At 65.6% G+C, this 22,705-nt stretch carries 17 protein-coding genes; 9 read left to right on the top strand and 8 right to left on the bottom strand.

Annotated elements, in window-relative coordinates; translation table 11 throughout:
• Position 1: 1 nt before the first annotated feature.
• Positions 2–838: a siderophore-interacting protein gene (locus ACFPJ1_RS10475; protein WP_380103304.1), complete on the bottom strand. Its 837-nt coding sequence runs from the start codon at positions 836–838 to the stop codon at positions 2–4.
• A gap of 126 nt (positions 839–964) precedes the next feature.
• On the opposite strand from ACFPJ1_RS10475, the gene ACFPJ1_RS10470 reads away from it, so the two are divergent.
• The 4 genes from ACFPJ1_RS10470 (at position 965) to ACFPJ1_RS10455 (ending at position 4,789) form a co-directional block, all read left to right on the top strand.
• On the top strand, positions 965–2,050 hold the full coding sequence (locus tag ACFPJ1_RS10470) for a FecCD family ABC transporter permease (protein WP_380103303.1): 1,086 nt from the start codon (positions 965–967) through the stop codon (positions 2,048–2,050).
• Complete coding sequence (locus ACFPJ1_RS10465; protein ID WP_380103302.1) at positions 2,050–3,096, top strand: FecCD family ABC transporter permease; 1,047 nt, start codon at positions 2,050–2,052, stop codon at positions 3,094–3,096. Before ACFPJ1_RS10470 ends, ACFPJ1_RS10465 begins: the two co-directional genes overlap by 1 nt.
• Positions 3,086–4,021, top strand: a complete 936-nt coding sequence (locus ACFPJ1_RS10460; RefSeq protein WP_380103301.1) for an ABC transporter ATP-binding protein — start codon at positions 3,086–3,088, stop codon at positions 4,019–4,021. Before ACFPJ1_RS10465 ends, ACFPJ1_RS10460 begins: the two co-directional genes overlap by 11 nt.
• Positions 4,022–4,267: 246 nt before the next feature.
• Entirely contained in the window at positions 4,268–4,789 is a 522-nt protein-coding gene (locus ACFPJ1_RS10455) for a putative immunity protein (RefSeq protein WP_380103300.1), read from the top strand.
• On the opposite strand, the gene ACFPJ1_RS10450 is transcribed toward ACFPJ1_RS10455, so the two are convergent.
• The 7 genes from ACFPJ1_RS10450 to ACFPJ1_RS10420 all read right to left on the bottom strand — a co-directional run bounded on the left by ACFPJ1_RS10450 (position 4,786) and on the right by ACFPJ1_RS10420 (position 12,261).
• On the bottom strand, positions 4,786–5,403 hold the full coding sequence (locus ACFPJ1_RS10450) for a DUF2238 domain-containing protein (protein ID WP_380103298.1): 618 nt from the start codon (positions 5,401–5,403) through the stop codon (positions 4,786–4,788). The two genes, ACFPJ1_RS10455 and ACFPJ1_RS10450, sit on opposite strands and share 4 nt — an antisense overlap.
• A 126-nt stretch (positions 5,404–5,529) precedes the next feature.
• Positions 5,530–5,901, bottom strand: a complete 372-nt coding sequence (locus ACFPJ1_RS10445) for an FKBP-type peptidyl-prolyl cis-trans isomerase (protein WP_380103296.1) — start codon at positions 5,899–5,901, stop codon at positions 5,530–5,532.
• Between the two features lie 46 nt (positions 5,902–5,947).
• On the bottom strand, positions 5,948–6,814 hold the full coding sequence (locus ACFPJ1_RS10440) for an alpha/beta fold hydrolase (RefSeq protein ID WP_380103295.1): 867 nt from the start codon (positions 6,812–6,814) through the stop codon (positions 5,948–5,950).
• A gap of 140 nt (positions 6,815–6,954) precedes the next feature.
• The gene (locus ACFPJ1_RS10435) at positions 6,955–7,836 is read right to left on the bottom strand and encodes an EcsC family protein (RefSeq protein ID WP_380103294.1); all 882 of its coding nucleotides are present in this window, start codon (positions 7,834–7,836) and stop codon (positions 6,955–6,957) included.
• Between the two features lie 302 nt (positions 7,837–8,138).
• Positions 8,139–8,519, bottom strand: coding sequence for a hypothetical protein (locus tag ACFPJ1_RS10430; protein ID WP_380103293.1), 381 nt, complete (start codon positions 8,517–8,519; stop codon positions 8,139–8,141).
• Entirely contained in the window at positions 8,516–10,996 is a 2,481-nt protein-coding gene (locus ACFPJ1_RS10425) for an ATP-binding protein (protein ID WP_380103291.1), read from the bottom strand. Before ACFPJ1_RS10425 ends, ACFPJ1_RS10430 begins: the two co-directional genes overlap by 4 nt.
• Before the next feature lie 2 nt (positions 10,997–10,998).
• Positions 10,999–12,261: a DNA sulfur modification protein DndB gene (locus ACFPJ1_RS10420; protein WP_380103289.1), complete on the bottom strand. Its 1,263-nt coding sequence runs from the start codon at positions 12,259–12,261 to the stop codon at positions 10,999–11,001.
• 120 nt (positions 12,262–12,381) lie between these two features.
• Here ACFPJ1_RS10420 and ACFPJ1_RS10415 point away from each other — a divergent pair, with 120 nt between their 5' ends.
• The 5 genes from ACFPJ1_RS10415 (at position 12,382) to ACFPJ1_RS10395 (ending at position 22,556) form a co-directional block, all read left to right on the top strand.
• Positions 12,382–14,454, top strand: coding sequence for an N-6 DNA methylase (locus ACFPJ1_RS10415; protein WP_380103288.1), 2,073 nt, complete (start codon positions 12,382–12,384; stop codon positions 14,452–14,454).
• An 86-nt stretch (positions 14,455–14,540) separates the two neighbouring features.
• Positions 14,541–16,529 (top strand): type I restriction-modification system subunit M, encoded by a 1,989-nt coding sequence (locus ACFPJ1_RS10410; RefSeq protein WP_380103287.1) that lies wholly within the window; start codon positions 14,541–14,543, stop codon positions 16,527–16,529.
• Positions 16,526–17,761, top strand: a complete 1,236-nt coding sequence (locus tag ACFPJ1_RS10405; protein WP_380103286.1) for a restriction endonuclease subunit S — start codon at positions 16,526–16,528, stop codon at positions 17,759–17,761. The genes ACFPJ1_RS10410 and ACFPJ1_RS10405 overlap by 4 nt, the downstream gene beginning before the upstream one ends.
• Positions 17,758–20,937, top strand: coding sequence for a type I restriction endonuclease subunit R (locus ACFPJ1_RS10400; protein WP_380103285.1), 3,180 nt, complete (start codon positions 17,758–17,760; stop codon positions 20,935–20,937). Before ACFPJ1_RS10405 ends, ACFPJ1_RS10400 begins: the two co-directional genes overlap by 4 nt.
• A gap of 71 nt (positions 20,938–21,008) precedes the next feature.
• On the top strand, positions 21,009–22,556 hold the full coding sequence (locus ACFPJ1_RS10395) for a serine/threonine-protein kinase (RefSeq protein ID WP_380103284.1): 1,548 nt from the start codon (positions 21,009–21,011) through the stop codon (positions 22,554–22,556).
• The last annotated feature ends 149 nt before the right edge of the window (positions 22,557–22,705 follow it).

Genomic DNA, 22,705 nt, shown 5'->3' with positions numbered 1-22,705 from the left:
ACTAGATCTGGGGTTCGCCGCGTTTCCAGTAGCCCTGGAAGGAGATGGCGGGCTTGGGGAGGCCGACGGTGTTGACCAGGTGGCGTCGGACCTGCTTGATCATGCCGGACTCGCCAGCCACCCAGGCGTAGTCGACGTCGAAGGGCAGGGCCGCTGCTTTGCGGGCCTCTAGCAACGAACCAGGGCCGTCGACGGGACCGCCGGTCTGGGGGATCCAGGTGATGTCCGCGCGGCCGGGCGTCGGCAGCGGGCGGATGTCGGCGATGTCCGGCACCTCGACGAATACCGTCGCCCGTATTGCGGGCGGCAGTTGCTCCAGGATCCCCGCGAGCGCGGGCAACGCGGTCTCGTCGGCGACCAGGACGCGGCTGACACTGGTTGCCGGGGGCACATAGTCCACTCCGGACTGCAGCAGGCCCCTGGTGCTGGTGGTGTCCACCGCGAACGGCAGGATCAGCCCGATCTCGTCACCGGATGCGGCCTCGCTCACCCATGCCGAGGCCGGACCGTTCACCCCGTGCAGGACGAACTCGATGTCTAGTTCGGCCACCTCGGGCCGGAGCGCGCGCACCGTGTACGTCCGCATGATGAAGCGTTCCTCGACCGGCATCGCGCACCACTCGGCGTACCACTCGGGGCCTGACGGCAGCCGCAGTTCGCCGTCGTCGGGCGGGGAGAGCAGGACCTTGATCCGCTGGTCCGGGCCCGCGGTCACCGCCTCCGCGATCCGGGGCGCCACGAAGGTCACCCGGCGCAAGTGCGGGCTGAGGTCGTCGATCGCCGCCACGGTGGCGAGCACCGAGTCGAACGCGATCGGCCGCTCGAGCACTGTCGTCATGCCGTCTCCGTCAGGGGTTTCTGCAAAAGTCGTGACATAGTCGGGGTTCAGGTGCGACCCGGTGAGCGAGCGGGTTATGGTGAAGCACCTAGAGGTTAGCCTTACCTAAGAGGATCCCAAAGTCCAATGCCACCGCTGCCCGCCCAGCGGACCGCCGCCGCGCCGCGACCGGAATCCGCTGTCGCCGATGCACCCCGACGCCGTCCGCGTACCCGTCGCGTGCCCCTGATCCTCGGGTTGCTCGGTTGCGTCGCCCTGTTGCTCCTGGTGTCGCTGCTCAGCATCGCCGTCGGCTCGAAGCAGATCCCGCTGTCGACCGTGATCGATGCCCTCCGCCACTACAACCCGGCGGACACGGACCACGTCATCATCCACTCGCTGCGCATCCCCCGGACGGTGCTCGGCCTGCTCGTCGGCGCCGCCCTCGGCCTGGCCGGCGCGCTGATGCAGGGCGTCACCCGCAACCCGCTGGCCGATCCCGGCATCCTCGGAGTCAACGCCGGCGCCGCGCTCTTCGTCGTCGTGGGCATCTACTGGTTCAGCCTCACCAGCCTGACGTCGTACGTCTGGCTCGCCTTCGCCGGAGCCGCGGCCGCCTCGGTGGTGGTCTACATGCTTGGATCGCTGGGCCGCGAAGGCGCGACACCGGTCAAGCTGGCGCTGGCCGGCGCGGCGTTGACGGCGATGCTCGGCTCCCTCACCACAGCCCTGCTGATCGGCGACGTCAACACGTTCGACCAGTTCCGGTTCTGGGCGGTCGGGTCGCTGGCCGGCCGCGGCTCGGACGTCGTCACCCAGGTGGCGCCGTTCATCCTGATCGGCATCGTTCTCGCGCTGGTCTCGGGGCGGGTGCTGAACGCCATGTCCCTCGGCGACGACGTCGCGCGCTCCCTGGGCCAGCGGGTCGGCCTGGCCCGCCTCTTCACCGCGGTCACCGTCGTACTGCTCTGTGGTGCGGCGACCGCGGCCGCAGGACCGATCGGTTTCGTCGGTCTCACCATTCCGCACGTGGCCCGGCTGATCACCGGCCCCGACTACCGCTGGATCCTGCCGTACTCGATGGTGATGGCACCCATCCTGCTGCTCGGCGCCGACGTGATCGGCCGGGTCGTCGCCCAGCCCGGTGAGCTGCAGGTCGGCATCGTCACCGCCGTGATCGGCGCCCCGTTCTTCATCGCCCTGGTACGCCGACGCAAGCTGGCGGACCTCTGATGGCGACCGCGACGGCGGAGCGCGGCCAGGTCATCGCGCGAGCCCGGGCCGCCCGGCAGGCAAGGTCGCTCGCGGTCATCGCCGTGCTCGCGGTGATCCTGTTCGTTACCTTCTGCGTCTCGCTCTCGCTCGGCGACTTCAAGATCCCCGTGATCGACGTGGTGAAGACCTTGTTCGGCGCGGGCGACAAGGCGACCGAGTTCATCGTCAACCGGCTCCGGCTGCCGCGCGCCCTGACCGGGATCCTGGTCGGTGCCGCGCTCGGCATGTCCGGCGCGATCTTCCAGAGCGTCGCCCGCAACCCGCTGGCGAGCCCGGACATCATCGGCGTCACGTACGGCGCGAGCGCGTTCGCGGTGTTCGCCATCATCACCCTCGGCCTCACCGGTACGGCGGTGTCGGCACTGGCGATCGCCGGGGCGCTGCTGACCGCGTTCATCATGTACCTGCTCGCGTGGCGCCGGGGCGTCTCCAGCTACCGGTTGATCCTGGTCGGCATCGGGATCGGGGCGATCGCCACCAGCCTCACGTCGTACTTGCTGACCAAGGCGCGGGTGGAGGTCGCCCAGCAGGCGCTGATCTGGTTGACCGGCAGCCTGAACGGGCGGGACTGGTCGAACGTGCGCTCCCTGGCGATCACGCTCGTCGTGCTCACCCCGGCGATGATCCTGCTGGTGAACCGGCTGAGGATCCTCCAGCTCGGCGACGAGACGGCGTACGGGCTCGGCCTGAGGGTCGAGTGGGCGCGGCTGGGGCTGATCGTGGTCGCAGTACTGCTGGCGGCCATCGCGACGGCGGCGGCCGGCCCGATCGCGTTCGTCGCGTTCGTCGCGGCGCCGATCGCGCGCCGGCTGACCCGCTCGCCGGGGCCGGCGCTGATCACCTCCGCGCTGATCGGAGCACTCGTGGTCGCGCTGTCGGACCTGATCGCGCAGCACGCGCTGGGCGACACCCAGCTGCCGGTCGGCGTCGTCACCGGGGTTGTCGGCGCGCCGTACCTGATGTTCTTGCTGGCCCGGACGAACCGGGTGGGAAGTGGTGGCTGAATTGGAGACCAAGGTGGACCACAGTCTGTCGGCCGAGAACCTTGCCGTCGGCTACGACCAGCGCGAGATCATCCACGACCTGTCGGTGCAGATCCCGACCGGGAAGATCACCGTCATCGTCGGCGCCAACGCGTGCGGCAAATCCACGCTCCTGAAGACGCTGGCCCGGTTGCTGAAGCCGAGCAAGGGTACGGTGCTGCTGGACGGCAAGAGCATCCAGTCGATCCCGACGCGTGCGGTCGCTCTGAAGCTCGGTCTGTTGCCTCAGTCACCGACTGCCCCGGAGGGGATCACGGTCGCGGACTTGGTCGGGCGCGGCCGGTATCCCCGGCAGGGCTGGATCCGGCAGTGGACCAAGGGCGACGACGAGGCGATCGCCGACGCGATGACGTCCACCGACGTGCTGGAGATCGCGGACCGGCCGATCGACGAACTGTCCGGCGGTCAGCGGCAACGGGTCTGGATCGCGATGGCGCTCGCGCAGGAGACCGACATCCTGCTGCTCGACGAACCGACCACCTTCCTCGATCTGACCCACCAGTTCGAAGTACTCGATCTGCTGGTCGACCTGAACAAGCGCGACGAGCGGACCATCGTGCTCGTCCTGCACGACCTCAACCAGGCCTGCCGCTTCGGCGACCACCTGATCGCGATGAAGGACGGCGCCATCGTCTGCGAGGGCAACCCCAGCGAGGTCGTCACCGAACAGGTCGTCCAGGACGTCTTCGGCCTAGCGGTCAAGGTCATCCCCGACCCCGTCGCCGGCACCCCCATGGTCGTCCCCATCGGCCGCCACACCACCCGCACCGACCAGGTCACCCCCGAGAACCCCGCCCCGGACAACCCAGCCTCGGAGAACCCCGCCGCCAAGGCGCTCGCCGCGAGTGCCGCCGCCAACGGGATCTGCCGCCCCGCCGACCGCTGACGCTCCCGCCGCCGGACCGGGTGAAGCTTCCGTCGAGGTTGGGGTGGACATCCAGGCCATCAATGCCCGGGTCGCCCTGAGGTCGCCACGCTCGGCGTGGGCTCGGTTTCGGGGGATTGATGGCGTGGGCGTCCGCCCCTACCCCAGCCCGGCGGCCGGCGTACCGCTTTGAGGCTTTCACCCCACTCCGAGTGGCCGGACTGGTGAAAGTCTCAACCGCAGGGTTCAACGATACGATTGAGGCTCATGAGCTTGGATCTGAGCGACGACGATCGCCGCCTCCTCGGCCTCTGGGCTGGGAATTGTGCCGAGCGGGTGTTGCCGTTGTTCGAGGCGAGGGCTCCGGGTGACACCCGGCCGCGCGAAGCGATCGAGGTACTGCGGGGCTTCGCGCTCGGGGGGAAGCGGACAGCTCGGCTGCGCACTGTTGCCTGGGCGGCATTCGCAGCCGCACGCGAGGTCGGCGACCCGGTGGCCAACGCTGCCGCACGCGCCGCGGGGTATGCGGCGGGGATCGCCTACATCCACGCCTTGGCGACACCGCACCAGGTGAACCATGTCCTCGGCCCGGCGATCTCTCAGGCGCAGGCCCGCGAACTCGCGGCGGGCGACGACCCTGCCGCCGGTGACGAGGAGATCCGCTGGGCTATCGAGCACGCTTCGCCGGCAGTGCGCGAGATCGTACGACGGCTGCCGGTCGGCAACCACCCTTGTCGTACTAGGCGGAGCGCGCTCCTTCGCCAGCTCGAGGCCGGCCTTCGCGGCTAGTCCGCAGTACGCCTTGCCTGGAAGACGATCAGGCCGGACAGGAGTGCGCCGAGGGTGCCGAGAGTGAGGTCGCCGAGGGTGTCGGTGTAGGCGGTTTGGAGTTCGGCGGAGTGGCGGACGAAGGCGACGTATTCGCCGAGCTCCCAGATCACCGCGGCGGTGGCGCCGAAGCCGAGGGCAACGAAGGCGGTCAGGCCGCGGGACAGGCCGCGCGGTACGAAGGCGAGCAGGACACCGGCGGTGAGCAGGGCCCACAGGATGAAGTGCATCGCGTCGTCCCACCAATCGATCGTGTCGAACAGGTTGAGGCGGTTGCCGAGCAGATCGATCAGCCAAGGCAACGTCATCAGCAGGTCCGCGTGCCACGGGAAGCTCTTGTGCAGCTTGCTCTTGGTGCGGCCGTAGGCGAACCACCAGAGCGGCAGCACCATCGCACCGAGCGGGTAGACGATCAGCCGGGCGGTCGAGGCCTTGCCCTTGACACCGCTGAGGTCGGGCCAGATGAGGGCCGTGAGCAACAACAGGAGGAGCGCGACCTTGGCGGCAACAGCGGCGTACTTCGTCCAGCCGGTCTCGCGAGCCGCCGGGACACTGGTGGCAACCATCGTCGTCATGCCTCCCGAGTCAACCCGCCGGGGCGGCAGCGCGCGTGAGTACAACTACGTGAAATGCCCCCTGATCCGTCAGTGTGACGGATCAGGGGGCCCGTGTCCCGCAAGGAACACCGAGTGGTTGGAGGGTCAGCTGACGCTGATCAGGTCGACCACGAAGATCAGGGTCTCGCCGGGCTTGATCGAGCCGCCCGCGCCACGGTCGCCGTACGCCAGGTGCGGCGGGATGACGAGCCTGCGCCGGCCGCCCACCTTCATGCCCTGGACGCCGGTGTCCCAGCCCTGGATGACCTGACCGACGCCGAGCTGGAAGGCCAGCGGCGCGCCGCGGTTGTAGGAGGCGTCGAACTCCTCGCCGGTGGAGTGGGCCACGCCTACGTAGTGCACGTTCACCCGGGAGCCGGCCTTGGCCTCGGCGCCGTCGCCCTCGGTGATGTCGGTGATCTCCAGATCCGCCGGCGGCGGGCCGTCCGGAGGATCGATCTCAGGCTTCTCAGTCATGCCACCAGCTAAGCAGATGGACCGGTCTGGACCGGCTGCCGGGGCGTCACCGGCCGGCCAGGACCTCGCGCAGCCGGGCGGCGAACTCGGCCGGCTTGCCGGGCTGGCCGTACTCGTCGCCGAGGAACCCGCCGTGGTTGCTCGGGAACATCGCCGGCGTCAGCCCGAGGCGCTCGGCGACCGCCTTCCCGCCGCGGCCGGCGAGTTGGTTGGCGGACTCCTCGCCGAACCCGAGGACGAGCTTGTCGCTCACCTTGGCGAGCGCGTCGAAGTCGGGCTGGTACGACGTACAGCCGCGCAGGTTCTGGCCGATCAGGGCGTCGTTGCGGGACCCGTCGTCCTCGGTCGGCAGCCCGAACATCGCCGGGTCGGGCGCCGGCTGGTCGGTGTAGTCCGCCGGGATCTCGCCCTCGTAGCCGACGATGGCGATGAACTTCGCCATCCCCGCGCCCATCCCGTCGCGCTGGTAGGTCTGGTAGATGTCCTCGCAGGCGGCCAGGGCTGCCTCGTGGTCCGGGATGATTCCGGCCAGCGGCGGTTCGTGCGCCACCAGCGTCTTCACCAAATCGGGACGCTGCGCCATCAGGGCCAGCGCGTTCACGGCACCGCCGCTGCTGGCGAACAACTCGACCGGTCCGGCGTCGAGGGCCTCGATCAGGGCTGCCAGGTCCCCGGCGTGGTCGTTCGGCGACAGCTCACCAGCGCCGTCGGCCCTCGTACTGCGCTCGACGCCGCGCGGGTCGTACGTCACGACCGTACGGTCGGCGAAGTGCGACGCCAGCGTCGGGAAGCCGCTCGCGCCCATCGGCGAACCGATCATCAGCAACACCGGCTGGTCGGCGAGATCACCGCGGACGTCGTAGGTCAGGACGGCCCCAGGGACGTCGAGCGTGTGAGTGACGGGATCGGGCATGGCAGCTCCTCTAGTCGCGCGCGTCACCCGCGAGCCTAGACGCGCAAGGAGTCCACCGACAGCCGAACGACCTGGCCGGTCCGCACCCTCCCGCCGCTAGCATCGGCTGCCGTGCGGAAGAAGTTGACCATCGACCGCCATTAGCTCCGCTCGCCATCACCACCGTCGGTCGGGCGGCCGTCCTCCTTGGCGATTTCTTCGTGTAGGAGCTCGGCAACGTCGACCACGTCGGTCTCGTTCATGGACGGTGTCGCAAGCGGTTCGTGCGCGAGGCCATAGTGGTCACGTAGGAACCGTTCGCGATAGATGTGGTTTGCGTCATGAGTGACGCTGGACAAGAGGTGGGCGTTCATCCCCGCGCCGATCACGGTGCCAAAGACGGGCACCGCCTGGCCGAGCTTCCGCTGGGTGATCCGGTACCCCAGTCTGGTGAAGACCTTCTCGACAACCCTGGTCACGGCGTTCTGGCGGAGCTGATCCCACGTGGCCCGACGTGCGAGTGCTTGCACGAGCTTGTTCAGTTCGATGTACGCAGTTGCCTTGCTGGCCTCGGCCGCGGTACCCACACTGAGCACTCCCAGGGCGAACAGCCTCTCGTCCGGATGGTCCACGTCGTAGCCGTAGTAGGCGGCAATGTGCGCCACGGCGCGGTTAGCGGCGACAAGCACGACCGCTGCGTCAGCCGCCATCACCCCAACGACCGTTCCGATACCAGGCGCACCACCTACACCGGCCCCGAATACTGAACCTCCGGCCGCAACGATCTCGCCCCCCGACACGGCGAACCCTGCCGCGGCACCTTCCACAGTTGCAACAGCGGTGTAGGCAAGTCCAAGGTTGGGTCTGACCTTGTCCATCTCACACAGCTCTAGCTTCCCGATGTCGTCGATGTCCGCGACCTCGTGGCCGCGCTTTCGATATGCCTCGACGATCGCTTCGTGGCCAACGGTGGCCATCGCGGCCCGAGAACCGACGTCGAGGAGTCCACCGAGGGCCTTCACGAAGATGCCCTCGAACTCCATGGCTCCAGGAATCGACTCGAAGCGTGCTCTTGCAGTCTGACCAGCTTCCGACATACGCCGCCGAAGCCCTTCAGGAAGCAGGCGCCTTGCCTGACTCTCTTGCTGACGCCTGCGCCACTTCTCAATCTCAGTCCAAGCGCGGCGGTCATACGGTGTCATTTCTGTTGCCATCGGCTCCCCCTCTACGTCCAAAAGATGTCTGCCCGTATCCGAAGCCAGAGGCTCCCACAACGTCTGAGGAAGTGCGGGGCATCCCCCCTTTGGTGGCCCCGCACTTCTTCGGGCGCTGCGGTTCCTCGGTGTCAGGTGGAGACGCCCGGTGGCTGATCGGTTGTCGTAGGAGGGACCAGTTGCCTTACGAGAGCGAGCAGATGCTGTAGTTCTGAGGCCGTCGGCGCCAGTTCGTAGGCGTGGTGATGACAGGCGCGGCTGAGTGCGTTCCAGGTGTACTCGGCCGTTTCGGCGGCCCCAGTCTGATCGAACAGATGGAGAACCGTGAGACGAGATCGCATCGTCACGGGGTGGTCCAGGCGGGTGATGAGGCGCTCACAATGGCCGGCTACTGCTTCCTCGAGTGCCTGTCTGATCAAGAACGCCGCGATCTGGGTCGGGCGCCGCTGCGGCGTGCTCTTCTTCTCGTCGAGGATCTCCTCGGCACGCTGGAGAAGCAGGTGGGCCCTCATGGTCGCCCGCTCAGCAGATCCTCGACGGTCTGACGAAGGTCGCGCACAGCCCCTGCAGCGTTGAACTGCATGCTGTTGTGTACCGCGGGCCCACACATCTTCATGGTGTTCTGCCGATACTGCTGGCTACGCCAACGACGAAGGTCTGCACGTGCCGCGCCATGCAGCGCAAGGGCGACCCGGTGCGATGTCGGCTTGGTGTCGTGCCACGTCTCCTCGACGACACGGCGCTCGGCCCCCGCAGTCAACTGTTGACGGAAGTACACCTCATGGGCTGCGGCCTCGACGGCAAGGCGGCAAAGCGCCGGGATTGCCCTGTCGAGCACGACGGCCGGGAGTTCGGTGTCAAGCAGCAGGTCGTTCGCGTCCCGTACGTAGCGCCGGGCGGGCGACTGGCACTCGACAGTCTCGACTTTGGAGCCGGTGCCGCGGGTGACCTCGATGATCCGGGCCTCGGCCGCAGTCCGGCGGACAACCTCGGCCAACCGGTCGTCGTGGGTGAACACGACGACCTGCCGGTCCTTCGCCTGCTCGAGGAGCACCTGGGCAAGGCCGTCCACCTTCGCAGGGTCCATCGCCTGGACCGGGTCATCCAGTACGACGAAGCGCAGCGGGCTGGCCGCCATCGTCGCCCGAGGCAGGAACAGAGCCAGGGCCAGCGCATGCAACTCTCCCTGGCTCATGACGGGCAATGCATCCGTCTCCACCCCGTCGACCTCGGCCCTGAGGTTTACCTGGCCGCGGTTTCGCTGTCCCGTCAGCGTGATCGCGCCCAAGTCGACGTTGCTCTCTTCACGAAGCTTCGCCCAGATCTGTCGTGCGCCATCGGCAAGGGGCTCGAGCCGCTGGTTCCGTAGATTCGCGGCATTCGCCTTGAGCCAGGATGCCGCGGCGGTGACATCGGCCAGGTCGTCGGCCACGGCGTCAGCGGCCTGTTGAAGCCCGAGCCAGGCAGCGAGCTGTTGCGCGATCCCGCGCCACTGGTCGTCACGAGCGCTCAGTGCAGCGGCAGCTTCCTCACGCAGCCGCGTTACCGCTGCGACGGTCGGCTGATAACGCGACGAAAGATGCTCGGCCAGTTCGACGTCTGATGCGGGAGCCTCGCGCCACACCTTCAGCGCCGTCTCAGCATCTCCCAGACCCGACAGATCGAGGTCGGCAGTCGGAGTCGAGAGACTCGGTACGGCGAGCAGGCCGAGCGCGGCCCGACGACGATCGTCGAGTTGCTGACGAGCTGCCCGCAGCTTTGCCATCTCGGCGTGCTCGGCGGCCAGTAACGCGGTGGTGCGTTCCCGCCAAGCATTGTCGAGTCTGCCCTCGCTGCACACCGGGCAGCTCAGGTCGCCGTGCTCGGTGTGAAGCGCAAGGGCTTGCTCCAGCAATCTGCTACGAGCCTCTGCCAACGTCGGTGCAGTCACGCCGATCGTCGCGAACTCTTCCACCGCGGCGAGGAGATCGTGCGCCGCGCCATCGACGTCGGTCTGTCCGGCGATGGTGAGCTCGCTGAGCGCCCGCAGTTGACCGGTGAGCTCGTCAGGCGCAGTCGCCCCGGTTGCGATCTTGCCGAGGACCTCGAGACTCGACTTGCGCTTGCGGATCTCGTCGAGCGCTGTCACGGCTCGATGGTCCTGCGTCGACTCCAGTAGTTGCCTGAGTGCCGACTTCCCTGCCTTGGACTCTATCGACGGCGCCCGCAGCCGCTTCACCTCGTGCGAGGTCCTCGTGATGGCATCGCTAATCAGGTCCAGGCCGAGGATGCCTTCCAAGGCCCGGTACAGGTCGGTCTGAGTGCCCTCCAGGCGCTGCCCAAGTTCGTCGTACGAAAGGATCGGCCGGTAGAGCTCGAGGGGCGTGCGCCATCCGAGCGCGTCGACACCGGCCGTACGTCGGGCACCGGCGCGCTGCGTCCAGACTTTGCGGTCGTCGAGGCCAGCATCGGCGAGCCACTCGACTCCGATCTCGGTCCGGCCGCTGCCTTCCTCAGCGAGCTCGATCAGGATGGAGGCGGGGTGACTCTGGTGCAGGTTCCGCCACGAACTCGCCCAGAGCGTGGCCTTCTTGCCGGACCAGCGGTAGCTGTCGCCGGTGAGAGCCAGTTCGAGAGCCTCGGCAAAGCTGGATTTCCCCGAGCCGTTCCGGCCGGCGACAACAGTGAGGCCTGGCCCTGGTTGCAGGTCGAGTCGTGAGGTCTCGCCGATGCCCCGGAAGCCCGACACGCTGATCGACTTCAAGAACGCGCCAACCGGTGGCTCCTCGACGGTGGCGGTGGCAGTGCCGGAGGTCGATCTCGTCGTGGGCGTTCCGCTCAATTCAGCGGCCAGGGCCTCGTCGCCTTCCATTGAGGCGAGGACCAGGAGTGTCTGTCGTTCAGAGAGTTCGGGGTCGTCCGCCGCCAGATTGAAGACGGTTTCGACAACCGAAAGGTCTTGCACAGCTGTCGGCGGGGTCTGGGTATTCGTCGGCTCGGTCTCGTTCATGACTACGGAACCTCCGGGAACCAGGACGTGACGACGTTGACGAGATGGACGAGGTTCTGGGTACGCATGACGGGTGCGGAGGCCTCCGGCTCGAAGTCCGACCGAGTCTCCGACTGCCGCCAGATGCCGGCGTCGGATACCGGCGCGGCCATGTGCGGACTCAAGGTGGCGAAGAAGGCGGTGATGTCGTCGTCGGCGACTTCTTTCGCGCGCAGCGCATGGAAGGTGCCGGCAAGCACGCGGAGCATGCCGACCGAGCCGAGCAGCGAGCGGCTCCGCAAGTCGACCGCACTGAGCCTTCCCTCGGCGACGTCGGCGAGATCCCCGAAAGCCTCGGTGATGCAATCGAGGAAGGCGTGTACACCTTCGACGACAGCCTCGTCGGTGAGCTCGCTCTCGCGGCGAGACGTCATTTTCCCGCCGACCCCGACGGCGACTGCTTTGGTGAGGTCGGCAACGTGCTTGGCGCCGATCAGGTTGATGTTGTTGCGAGTCATCCGGTCCTGTTCCAGGTCGACCCGGCCCTTGAGGAGCGCGTGGTCGAGGACACGGTCGAGGGTGCGATTGGCGATCTTCGAGCCGTCGAAGCGAGCGCGCAGGGCGGTCGAAATTCCCTTCGCGTTGTCTGCGACGTCGACGAACATCTGCCGGGCGAGGACGGAGTCGGGCTCGACGTAGATGTCCAGGCCGATGGCCTCGTGCTCGAGCCGGCTCAGCGCCTCGCGCAGTTCGGCGAGCTTCGCCTCCAGCTTCGTGGCGCGGTCACCAGAGCGAGCCCGGGAGAGATCCCGGTCGCACTTGGTGATCTCTTCGGTGAGTTGACGGAGACGCAGTCTGGTGCCGAGGATCCTGTGCTGCCCATCGATGGTGGTGAGGGCTCCCACCGTCCCCGTGGACCACGGGATGTCCAGGTACCCGACCTTGCCGTCGCTGCTCTCCAGCGGGTGGAAGTTGCAGCCGCCGTTATCCCGCGCTAGCAGGGTGGGCGCGACCCAAGCCGAGTGCGTACTGACGTAGTCGCCGAACGACTTCGCGTGCCGCGGGTCCACCTTCCGGTTGTCCGGATCGGGCTGGCTCGGATCCGGGACCGGCAGGATCTTGTCCAGGTCCAGCAGCGGAACGCGGGTGCTGTAAACGGTGCGCCCGCCCTGAAGGCTGCGCATGGCCAGGTAGGTATCGGTACGGCGGCCCGCCGTGATGCGGCTCGTGTCGACGCTCAGCGTCATCGAGGTCTCTCCAGGAAGTTGGTGCGGCGTGAACGGCATAAGAGAATCATGATCTGTGAACATAGTCAACAAGAATTTATGAAGACCGTGCGTACACGCCCGTGAACTGTGTATGGTTGCGCTGCGGCCGCAGAAGCGCCGTTCCACGGAAGGAGACCCATGGACCAGCCAGGCATGGTCTCGTCGATTGGCATCGCGAAGCTGGCGGGCGTCGGCCGGGCGGCCGTGAGCAATTGGCGTCGGCGGTACGCGGACTTTCCGCAACCGGTCGCCGGTACGGCGACCAGTCCGGCGTTCGAGCTCGCTGCTGTGGAGAGGTGGTTGTCGTCGCAGGGCAAGCTGCCGGCAGCCAGCGCTCCGCAGCGGATCTGGCGGGAGATCGAGGCGGCCTCGGGCGGTCCTGATTTGGCAAGCGCCTTGTGGCTTGCCGGTATGTCGCTCTTCGCGCGCTGGGTGGATGCGGAGGTCGAAGGTAGGGCCGGGTTTCTGTCACCTGACCGGCTGGCGGATGTCGTACGTCGAGTCGACCCGCTGGCCGCTGACTTACTTGCCGAGGGGATGCCTGACGCCTGGTCGCCTCGAGAGCAGGCGGTACTGGCGGCTGTCGAGCGACTCGAGGCCGATGAGGAACCGGCTGCTGTGTTCGAGCAGCTATACCAGCAGTACTTGTCGGCTCGTGGCTCCGCGTCCGACTACATGACGCCGGCCGGAGTGGCGCGGTTGATGCTGCAGCTGGCCGGGCGTGTCAGCAGCGTGATGGATGCTGCGTGTGGCACTGGCTCGCTGGTGGCACAGGCCGTGGTCGCGGGCGGGGGAGCTCCGGTTCAGTGCTTTGCCCAGGATCTCGACGCAACCGCTGCCCGGATCGCCCAGGTTCGGTTGCTGTTCGCGCACCGGCTCGCAGGCGTAGGTGGTCCTCCGTCGATCGTGCGCGTTGGCGACTCGTTGCGGGTTGATGCTTTTCCTGGCCACCTCGTTGATGCGGTGGTGAGTAATCCACCATTCGGCCTGCATGACTGGGGACACGATCAGCTCGCTTATGACCAGCGTTGGGCCTTCGGCGGCCTTCCGCCACGTACCGAACCGGAACTGGCCTGGGTACAGGATGCGCTCGCTCATCTTGAACCAGGCGGCCTGGCAGTGCTACTGATGCCGCCGGCTGCTGCGTCACGGTCGGCGGGGCGTCGGATACGTGGTGAGCTACTGCGCCGCGGCGCGCTGCGGGCGGTGATCGGGTTGCCGCAAGGGTTGCTGCCGGCCACATCCGTCGGGCTGCATCTTTGGATTCTCCGCCGACCGGCTGGTGGTGAGCAGCCGAGTCACATGCTCGTCGTCGACACCGCAAGTGCTGTTGGCGGCCGCAAGCTTGACCTTACAGCCGTCACTGATACGGCGGTTGACGCATGGCGGGCGTTTGACAGGGATCCCGCGGCCTTTGGTGTGCAAGCTGGCGTGTGCCGGGCAGTTCCGGTGATCGAACTACTCGACGAAGACATCGACGTCTCGCCTGCACGTCACCTTCCAGTCGACCTGGGGCCAGAACTCGATGCAGCAGATCTTCTAGCCGCCCGTGGTGATCTAGTTCGTCGGTTGGCTTCGCTCGAGCGCTCGATACCCCAGTTCGTCGATGGAGGTGAGTCGTCGCTGGCATCCGCACGGCGCGCGTCGCTGGAGGAGCTCACACGAAGCGGCAGCCTGGTGATCCACCGTCGGCTGCTGAGGTCTGGTTCAGAGGATGCCGCTGCGAACTCGTCGGCCGTCACCGGCGCCGATGTCGTCCGTGGCGCGCCTCCGACCGGCAGCGCGCCGGCCGATGCTGTCTCCATTGAGGCTGGTGACGTGCTCGTGCCGAGCCTTGGGCGTGCGCTCGTCGCGCGGGTCGCGACTGACGAGCAGGTTGGTGCGCGGCTGGGGAACAACTTGCATGCCATCCGAGCCGACCCGCAGGTTCTGGATCCGTGGTTTCTGGCGGGGGTATTGTCCGCCGGCGAGAACGCGCGCGAGGCTGCGCGTTCGTCGTCGACGCTCCGCGAGATGATGCGAGTGAACGTCAAGCGGCTGCAGGTGCCAGTGCTGCCCCTGGAGGACCAGAAGCGCTACGGTGAGGCGTTTCGTCGCCTCGCCGAGTTCGAAGCCGTGCTGGCATGTGCCTCCGATGAGGGGCGAGAGCTTGCCCGCGGCCTGTCCGATGCGTTGAGCAGCGGCGTTCTTACCCCTGAATCGGGCGAATGACATGACCTTGGTATCGATTCAGCCTCCCTCGGTAACGCCCGGGAGCGTTGGAACGATCCACTACACGTACTGGGGAGAGGAATCCGTTGAGCGAGACGACGCCGAAGAATCTGGCGAGCTTCATCTGGCAGGTAGCTGACCTGCTGCGGGGAGACTACAAGCGAGCCGACTACGGCAAGGTGATCCTGCCATTCACCGTACTGCGCCGGCTGGAGTGCGTGCTGGAGCCGACGCGCGACGCGGTACGGAAGGAGCACGAGAAGTGGGGAGATCGCAACATGGACCCCACCCCGTTCCTGACTCGGCAGTCAGGGCAACGCTTCTACAACATCACGGCGCACACGCTGACTTCCGTGGCGAATGCGCCGGACGAAGCGGCGAAGAACCTGCTCTCGTATGTGCGCGGCTTCTCTCCGAACGCGCAGGAGGCGTTCGAGAAGTTCCGCTTCACCGAGCAGGTGATGAACCTGGCCGAGGCAAAGCTGCTGCACCTGGTTGTGTCTCGGTTCGCCGACTTCGATCTGCATCCCAACCGGGTGTCGAACCACGAGATGGGCTACGTCTTCGAGGAGCTGATCCGGAAGTTCGCGGAAGACTCCAACGAGACGGCCGGTGAGCACTTCACGCCGCGCGAGGTCATCAAGCTGATGGCCGGCTTGCTCATCGCGCCCGACTTGGCCGACATCCAGGTGCCTGGGATGAGCCGAACCGTGTACGACCCGGCCTGCGGGACGGGCGGCATGCTGACCGCGGCCGAGGAGTTCGTCCTGTCTCACAACTCGGCGGGTCAGGTCTATTCGTTCGGCCAGGAGTTGAACCCGGAATCCTGGGCGATCTGCCGCTCGGACCTGATGATCAAGAACCAAGATCCGGACAACATCAAGCTCGGCAACTCGTTCACCAGCGACCAGTTGCTGCACAAGCAGTTCGACTACATGCTATCCAATCCGCCGTTCGGCGTGGAGTGGAAGAAGGCCCAAGCCGAGATCGTCGAGGAGGCGAACGACCTGGGCATGCGCGGGCGCTTCGGCGCCGGCCTACCTCGCATCAACGACGGTTCGCTGCTGTTCCTGCAGCACATGCTCTCGAAGATGCGACCTGTGAGCGAGGGTGGCAGTCGCCTCGCGATCGTCTTCAACGGCTCGCCGCTGTTCACCGGCGCTGCGGAGTCTGGCGAGTCAAAGATCCGTCAGTGGGTCCTGGAGAACGACTGGCTGGAAGCGATCGTCGCTCTACCCGATCAGCTCTTCTACAACACAGGCATCTCCACGTACTTCTGGATCCTTACGAACCGCAAGGCTCCATCACATCAGGGCAAGGTCGTACTCCTCGATGCCCGCGAGTACTGGGCGAAGATGCGCAAGTCCCTCGGCGACAAGCGCAAGCTGATCCCTGACGATAAGATCGAGGAGATCCAGCGCCTGTACGCCGACGCGCTGGCGCTTGCCGACGACGCCGACCACCTGCTGCACGGCAAGGTGAAGGTCTTCCGCAACGAGGACTTCGGGTATCACCGGATCACAGTGGAACGCCCGCTGAAGCTACGGTTTGAGGTCACCGACGAAGCGCTGGTCGAACTGGATGCCACCCTCACCTCCGGCAAGGCCACCTCGAAGTATGACGGGCGCGGCGGCCTCCTCGCTGCCTTGCGCCGACTGGTTGGCCAGGAACCGTCCTTCAAGAAGGCGGACTTCGCGTCAACCTTGCGCGATGTGCTGGCTGGCGTCGGCCAACTACCGCCCGCGGTCGACAAGGCCGTATGGAGTGCGGTCTCCGTGCGCGACCTAGAGGGCGAGGTCCAACTCAAGAAGGGCGCCCCGGAGCCCGACCCAGAACTACGCGACAACGAGAACGTGCCGCTCAACGAGGACATCGACGCCTACGTCGAACGAGAGGTTCTCCCGCACGTCCCCGACGCCTGGGTCGACCACGACAAAACCAAGATCGGCTACGAAATCCCCTTCACCCGCCACTTCTACGTCTACACGCCACCCCGCCCACTCGAGGAGATTAACGCAGAGCTAAGGGAACTGGAATCCGAGATCCAGACGCTTCTGGCCGAGATGACATCTTGAATACAGCTTGGAGCGTACTTGAACCATCGGTCGACCTTCCGCGCGCCTGGGGTGTCGCGCGCATTGGTGACATCGCCGACCTGGTGAACGGGTATCCATTCGCGTCAGAGTCATTCGCACCAGCCGGTGATATCCCCCTGATTAGAATCCGCGACCTCCTGACCGACCAATTTGAGACGTATGTCTCCGGGCGCGTCCCGCCGCATTCCCTCCTGCGCGATGGCGACCTGGTTATCGGGATGGATGGCGATTTCAACCTAGCCCTCTGGAATCGCGGCCCTGCGGCACTCAACCAACGTCTGTGCTTATTGCGCCCGCGCCTGGGTACAGACATCAGATTCGTCGCGTATGCCCTGCCGATGTTGCTCTCGATAGTTAACGATCTAACCTTCTCGACGACAGTAAAGCACCTATCATCCGGGCAAGTGCTAGCAGAACGAATCCCGTGGCCACCGCTGGAGGAGCAGCGGCGCATCGCTGACTTCCTAGACGCCGAGACCGCTCGAATCGATAAGCTGCTGAATCATAGAAGTCGGGTACGAGCACTGCTAGTTTTGAAACGCGGGAGGGTGATTGAAGAGCAGCTCGGACTAAATTCCGTTGACACGAGACTCGTTCCGCTCAAGTACTTGGTTGACGACGTATCCGTTGGCATCGTCATCACACCAGCAGCCTGGTATGTCGACGAGGGCGGGATTCCTGCGTTGCGGGGCATCAATGTTAAACCGGGACGCATTGTCCAAGATGACATCGTCCGCATCAGCGAGGAGGGTCATGCTTTCCATCACAAGTCCCGCCTTCGTGCGGGGGATCTGGTTGTCGTTAGGACCGGGCAAGCAGGCGTCGCCGCGGTGGTCCCGCCGGAGTTCGCCGGCGCCAACTGTATTGATCTTGTGATAGTCAGGCCGGCGGTCGATTTGTTGCCGCGCTACGCCGAATATGTTCTCAACTCGTCTTATGCGCAACGCCGAATTGGCGAGTATTCGGTCGGAACGATTCAATCGCATTTCAATGTGTCCGCAATGAAGCAAATGCCTATTCCCGTGATTTCATATCATGAACAAAAGCGGCGAGTTGATGCTGTGGACTTGCAGGTGGAGTCGATGGATTCGCTATCGGAAAGTTATCTACGCCAGGAACGCCTACTGTCCGAACGTCGTCAAGCGTTGATTACGGCGGCGGTGACTGGGCAGATTGATGTGACGACGGCCAGGGGAGTGGATGTGTCGTGACGAGGGCGCATACGGAGGAGGCGTTCGAGGAGGCGGTGGAGGGGGCGCTGCTTGCGGCTGGTTGGCACCAGGGGAGGGCGGATGCCTTCGATCGCGAACTGGCGCTTGATGCCAGTCAGTTGATGCCGTTTGTGCAGGTGGTCCAGGGGGATGAATGGAACACGATCGTTCAGTACGCGGGCGGCGATCTTGCCCTGGCTGAGCGGGAGTTCTTGCGCTTCCTGGCGAAGGAGATCGATAGTCGTGGCGCACTCGATGTACTGCGCAATGGGGTCAAGGACCGTGGTGTGCGGATCCAGCTGGCTTACTTCCGGCCGGCGCATACCGTGGCCGAGGATGCGTTGGACGAGTATCGGCAGAACCGGCTCTCCGTCACCAGGCAGCTTCGTTACGGCGATACGACCACCAACTCGCTCGACCTGACCCTGTTCGTGAACGGTATCCCTGTTGCCACTGCGGAGTTGAAGAACTCGCTGACTGGGCAGACTGTGGAGGACGCCAAGCGCCAGTACCGTGAAGACCGCGAGCCCAAGGAACTGCTGTTCGCGAAGCGGGCGCTGGTTCACTTCGCCGTTGATCCGGATCTGGTGTTCATCACTACCAAGCTGCGTGGGAAGGACACGGCGTTCCTGCCGTTCAACCAAGGCACCGGCGGCGCGGGCAACAGTGGCGGAGCAGGCAACCCGCCCGTTAGCGCTGGTGGCTCCGGGTATCGCACCGCCTACCTCTGGGAACAGGTCTGGAACCCGGACAACTGGCTCGACCTCATCAAGCGCTTCCTGCACGTCGAGGACCCGAAGATCGCGAAGGGTAAGGGCCGCTCCAATGGCCGCACCAGCGTGCATGACCGTACGCTGATCTTCCCGCGCTACCACCAGTGGGACGCCGTGCGGAAACTCACCGCGCACTCAGCGCGGAACGGCTCGGGCAACAACTACCTCGTCATGCACTCCGCAGGATCGGGCAAGTCGAACACGATCGCTTGGCTGGCCCACCGGCTCTCGACTTTGCACGGCTCGGCCGAACCAGGCGCGCTCGACGAGAACGCTGTACAGCAAGGGCTTATCGCGGCCAACGAGCCGGTATTCCACAAGGTCGTCGTGATCACCGACCGGTCCGTGCTGGACAAGCAGCTCCAGGACACGATCTACCAGTTTGATCACACGCCTGGCGTCGTCGAGCGCATCACCGGGACGGGCGGTTCCAAGTCCGCAGAGGTCACCAAGGCCCTCGCCAACACGGCCACCAAGATCGTCATCGTGACCGTCCAAACATTCCCCTATGTGCTCGAGGGCGTCTCAGCGCTTGCGGACAAGCGGATAGCGATCATCGTGGACGAGGCGCACTCCGGACAGTCCGGTGACTCGGTCACCAAGCTCAAGAAGGTACTGCGTGGGCTCGGCGCGGAGGAGACCGGCGATGACGAGGACCCGCTCACGTCGTCCGCCATGGCTCGCGGACGGCACCCCAACTTGTCTTACTTCGCGTTTACTGCGACGCCCAAGAGCAAGACCCTGCAGCTTTTCGGCGTAGACGACCCGGTGACTGGAGACAAGCGAGCCTTCCACATCTATTCGATGCGCCAGGCAATCGAAGAGGGGTTCATCCTCGACGTGTTGCGCAACTACACGACGTACAAGACGTACTGGCGCGTGGCGAAGGAAGGCGCCGAGGAGATCGAGGTCAACCCTGACAAGGCGGGCGCCGAACTGGCGCGCCTGGTCTACCTCGACCCGGCGACCATGCTCGGGCACGCCGAGGTGATCCTTCGCCACTTTCACGCTCACACACGCAAGCAACTCGGTGGTCGGGCCAAGGCCATGGTGGTCACCCGGTCGCGGGAGAGCGCAGTACGGATGTATCAGGCGCTGCACCAGAAGCTGGACGACCTGAGTATGGCCGACCCGGGCATCTTGGTGGCCTTCTCCGGTGAACTGTCGGTCGACGGGATCAAGTACACGGAGCCCGTCATGAACGACCACATCTCGGAGAGCGAACTGCCGGGCGCGTTCGCGTACACCCGCGCCGACGACCCGAACGCCAAGGCGCGTACTGGTGACAAAGATGGTGCTCCATTTCGCCGCGAGTTCCGCATCCTCGTTGTCGCCGACAAGTATCAGACCGGGTTCGATCAACCGCTCCTCACCACCATGTACGTCGAGAAGCCGCTCTCGGGCGTTGCCGCGGTGCAGACGCTGTCTCGGTTGAACCGCACGCATCCGTTGAAGAATCAGGAAGACCTGTTCGTCCTTGACTTCGCCAACGAGGCGGAGAACATTCAGAACGAGTTCAAGCCTTACTTCGAGGAGGCCGTGACGACGCCGGCCGACCCGAATCTGCTGTACCAGAAGCAGCGCGCTGTGATGGATCACCAGATCCTGGTCGAGTCCGAGATGCAGGAATTCATCGACGGCTACCTCGGCGCCCAGCCGGCAGTGGAGGTAGAGGGCGGCGGTCGGAGCTGGGAGAAGAAGCACGCCGGCCTGTATCGGCACATCGAGCCCGCGGTCCAGCGTTTCGACAGGCTCGCAGCTGAGGATCGGGATGCCGCCGACCTGTTCCGGTCGGACCTCACCGACTTCGTCCGCAAGTACGGTTTCCTTGCCCAGGTCATGCAGTTCACTGATGCCGAACTGGAACGCCTCTACCTCTACGGCAGGCATCTGCTCAACCGGCTGCCCTCTCGGCAGAATCCGGCGATGGACATCGGTGAGATCGACCTCACTCACCTCCGGGTCAGCAAGACCGGTGATCATGACGTCAGTCTCGAGCCCGAAGGCGAGCAGGTGCTGCCCGGGTTCGACGAGGGCGGCGGCGGGATCGTCAAGGACCCTCGGACCGCGCTGCTGGCGGATCTGATCAACGACTTCAATGAGCGCTATGGCCTTGGGCTCAGCGAGGCTGACAAGCTCATGTACGAGGAGCGGGTGGTCGCCGCGGCCGAGGATCCCGATCTCGAGCAGGCGGCTATTGCCAGCCGCAACGAGGGCGACTTCGAGATGCCGTTCAACAAGCGGTTCCCGGACATCATGGTCGAACGTGCCGAGGTCGGGACCAAGTTCACCGAGAAGTTCTTCTCCGACAGCGAGTTCCAGGGCAGACTCACCCGCGAGGCCCGCAAGGCGGCGTACCGGATGATCCGGCGTCGCCACAACCTGCCTGAGACCACGGGGTGAGGCGAGACCGAGGGCTTGATCGCGGAGCGTGACGGGCTGCAAACTGTCCAGACACCTTGGGGAGGAGGGGCGTGGCTGCTTCGTCACAGGTCATCGCCGGACGCTATGAGTTGACCACGCCCATTAGCCGGGGAGGCATGGGCGAGGTTTGGCGTGGGTACGACACGGTGCTCGACCGCGACATCGCAGTGAAGCTGATTCGTCCTGGCATCGTCGACACGGACGAGGATCGCGAGGAGCTGATCGGCCGCTTCAAGCGCGAGGCGAGGGTCACCGCGAAGGTCGAGCATCCTGGCGTGCCGGCGGTCTACGACGCAGCCTTCGACTCCAGTGTCGATCGGCTGTTCATCGTGATGCAGCTCGTTCACGGGGTTTCGCTCGCTGATGTACTCGCCGAACGCGGCGCCCTGCCGACGGCATGGGCTGCCTCCATCGCGGCGCAAATCTGTGCGGTTCTGTCCTACGCGCACGCGGTTCCCATCGTGCATCGCGACCTCAAGCCGGGCAACATCATGATCGCCGAAGGCGGCGGCGTGAAGGTGCTGGACTTTGGCATCGCCGCCGTACTGCGCAGTGGCGTCACCAAGCTGACATCGACTGGGCGGGTCATCGGCACCAAGCCCTATATGTCGCCTGAGCAGATCCAGAATGCGCCGATCAGCCCACAGAGCGACTTGTACGCGCTGGGCTGTCTGCTCCATGAGGTCCTCAGCAGGCAACGGGTGTTCGACGCCGAGGACGAGATCGCGTTGATGTACCAGCATCTGGAGGCTGAGCCGACCCCGTTGCGGCGGATCGTTCCGGAGGTGCCGGCTGAGCTTGAGGGCCTAGTGCTCGAGTTGCTGGCCAAGCGGCCGACCGAGCGGCCTCAGAGTGCCTGGGCTGTGTACGACCGGCTCGTGCCATTCCTGCCTACGGCGGAACCCTCTGCCGACGATCAGGAACTCCCCGCTGGAGCGGTGCCCGATCCGACGAGGCCGTACCGACGTCCCGGCGCGCCGCGGCCGCGTCCTGTCGCTGGTGCGTCGGTTGAGCCGCTGGTTGATCCTGTTGTTGATCAACGGGAGATCGATAGCGCCCTCTCGGAGGTCGAGGAGTTGGTCGACGGCGAGAGGTTCACTCAGGCCACGGACTTGTTGGCCGAGTTGCTTCCGCGCGCCTCGGCGGCCTTCGGTGCCGAAGGTACGTCTGTGCTCGACCTGCGGATCAGCTATGCGGCCGCGCTGCTCCTCGGGGGTGATTACCGCAGAGCGGCGCCGCAGTTCGAAGCGCTCGCGGCTACTTTCGAGCGGATCCAGGGGCCGCTCGATGAGGAGACGCTGGACTACCGGCGGCAGGCGGTCGTCTGCCGGATAGCGCTCGGCGAAACCGACGCAACGATTCCGGAACTCGAGTCGATCATTCGCGCTTACAAGCAGGTGGATGGTGACAGCCACGACGTCCTGGCATTGCGCTTGAGCCTCGCGCGGCTTCGTATCAGCGCTGGTCAGCGGCAGGCGGCCGTAGAAGAGCTGCGGCAGCTGCATGAGGACGCAGTCGGCATCCCTGGATCAGGCGACGAACTGACTGCGGAGATTGACCAGATGCGTCGTCGTCTTGGTGGGTCTGAGGACGGGTGAACATCAACGGTGCCGATCTCCAGCGGGTCACCTCGGCGGTCGCGCCGCAACCGCCAACTGTCGGCAAGTCGTTGGCTGTCACCGGACTCCGCCCTCCCCGGCGTGGTGCGGGGACCGCCGTGAACACCAGCTCGACACCTTGGACAGGG

Source organism: Kribbella qitaiheensis, from assembly GCF_042657745.1.
Lineage (GTDB): Bacteria > Actinomycetota > Actinomycetes > Propionibacteriales > Kribbellaceae > Kribbella > Kribbella qitaiheensis.
Note: the sequence above shows the minus strand (reverse complement) of the source record. Positions and strands in the feature narration are given on the sequence as shown.

Bases quoted from the DNA above. Each gene is read 5' to 3' on its own strand.
- ACFPJ1_RS10445 (WP_380103296.1), bottom strand. From the start codon at position 5,901: ATGACTGAGAAGCCTGAGATCGATCCTCCGGACGGCCCGCCGCCGGCG.
- ACFPJ1_RS10420 (WP_380103289.1), bottom strand. From the start codon at position 12,261: ATGCCGTTCACGCCGCACCAACTTCCTGGAGAGACCTCGATGACGCTG.
- ACFPJ1_RS10440 (WP_380103295.1), bottom strand. From the start codon at position 6,814: ATGCCCGATCCCGTCACTCACACGCTCGACGTCCCTGGGGCCGTCCTG.
- ACFPJ1_RS10470 (WP_380103303.1), top strand. From the start codon at position 965: ATGCCACCGCTGCCCGCCCAGCGGACCGCCGCCGCGCCGCGACCGGAA.
- ACFPJ1_RS10415 (WP_380103288.1), top strand. From the start codon at position 12,382: ATGGACCAGCCAGGCATGGTCTCGTCGATTGGCATCGCGAAGCTGGCG.
- ACFPJ1_RS10465 (WP_380103302.1), top strand. From the start codon at position 2,050: ATGGCGACCGCGACGGCGGAGCGCGGCCAGGTCATCGCGCGAGCCCGG.
- ACFPJ1_RS10435 (WP_380103294.1), bottom strand. From the start codon at position 7,836: ATGGAGTTCGAGGGCATCTTCGTGAAGGCCCTCGGTGGACTCCTCGAC.
- ACFPJ1_RS10430 (WP_380103293.1), bottom strand. From the start codon at position 8,519: ATGAGGGCCCACCTGCTTCTCCAGCGTGCCGAGGAGATCCTCGACGAG.
- ACFPJ1_RS10425 (WP_380103291.1), bottom strand. From the start codon at position 10,996: ATGAACGAGACCGAGCCGACGAATACCCAGACCCCGCCGACAGCTGTG.
- ACFPJ1_RS10455 (WP_380103300.1), top strand. From the start codon at position 4,268: ATGAGCTTGGATCTGAGCGACGACGATCGCCGCCTCCTCGGCCTCTGG.
- ACFPJ1_RS10475 (WP_380103304.1), bottom strand. From the start codon at position 838: ATGACGACAGTGCTCGAGCGGCCGATCGCGTTCGACTCGGTGCTCGCC.
- ACFPJ1_RS10450 (WP_380103298.1), bottom strand. From the start codon at position 5,403: ATGACGACGATGGTTGCCACCAGTGTCCCGGCGGCTCGCGAGACCGGC.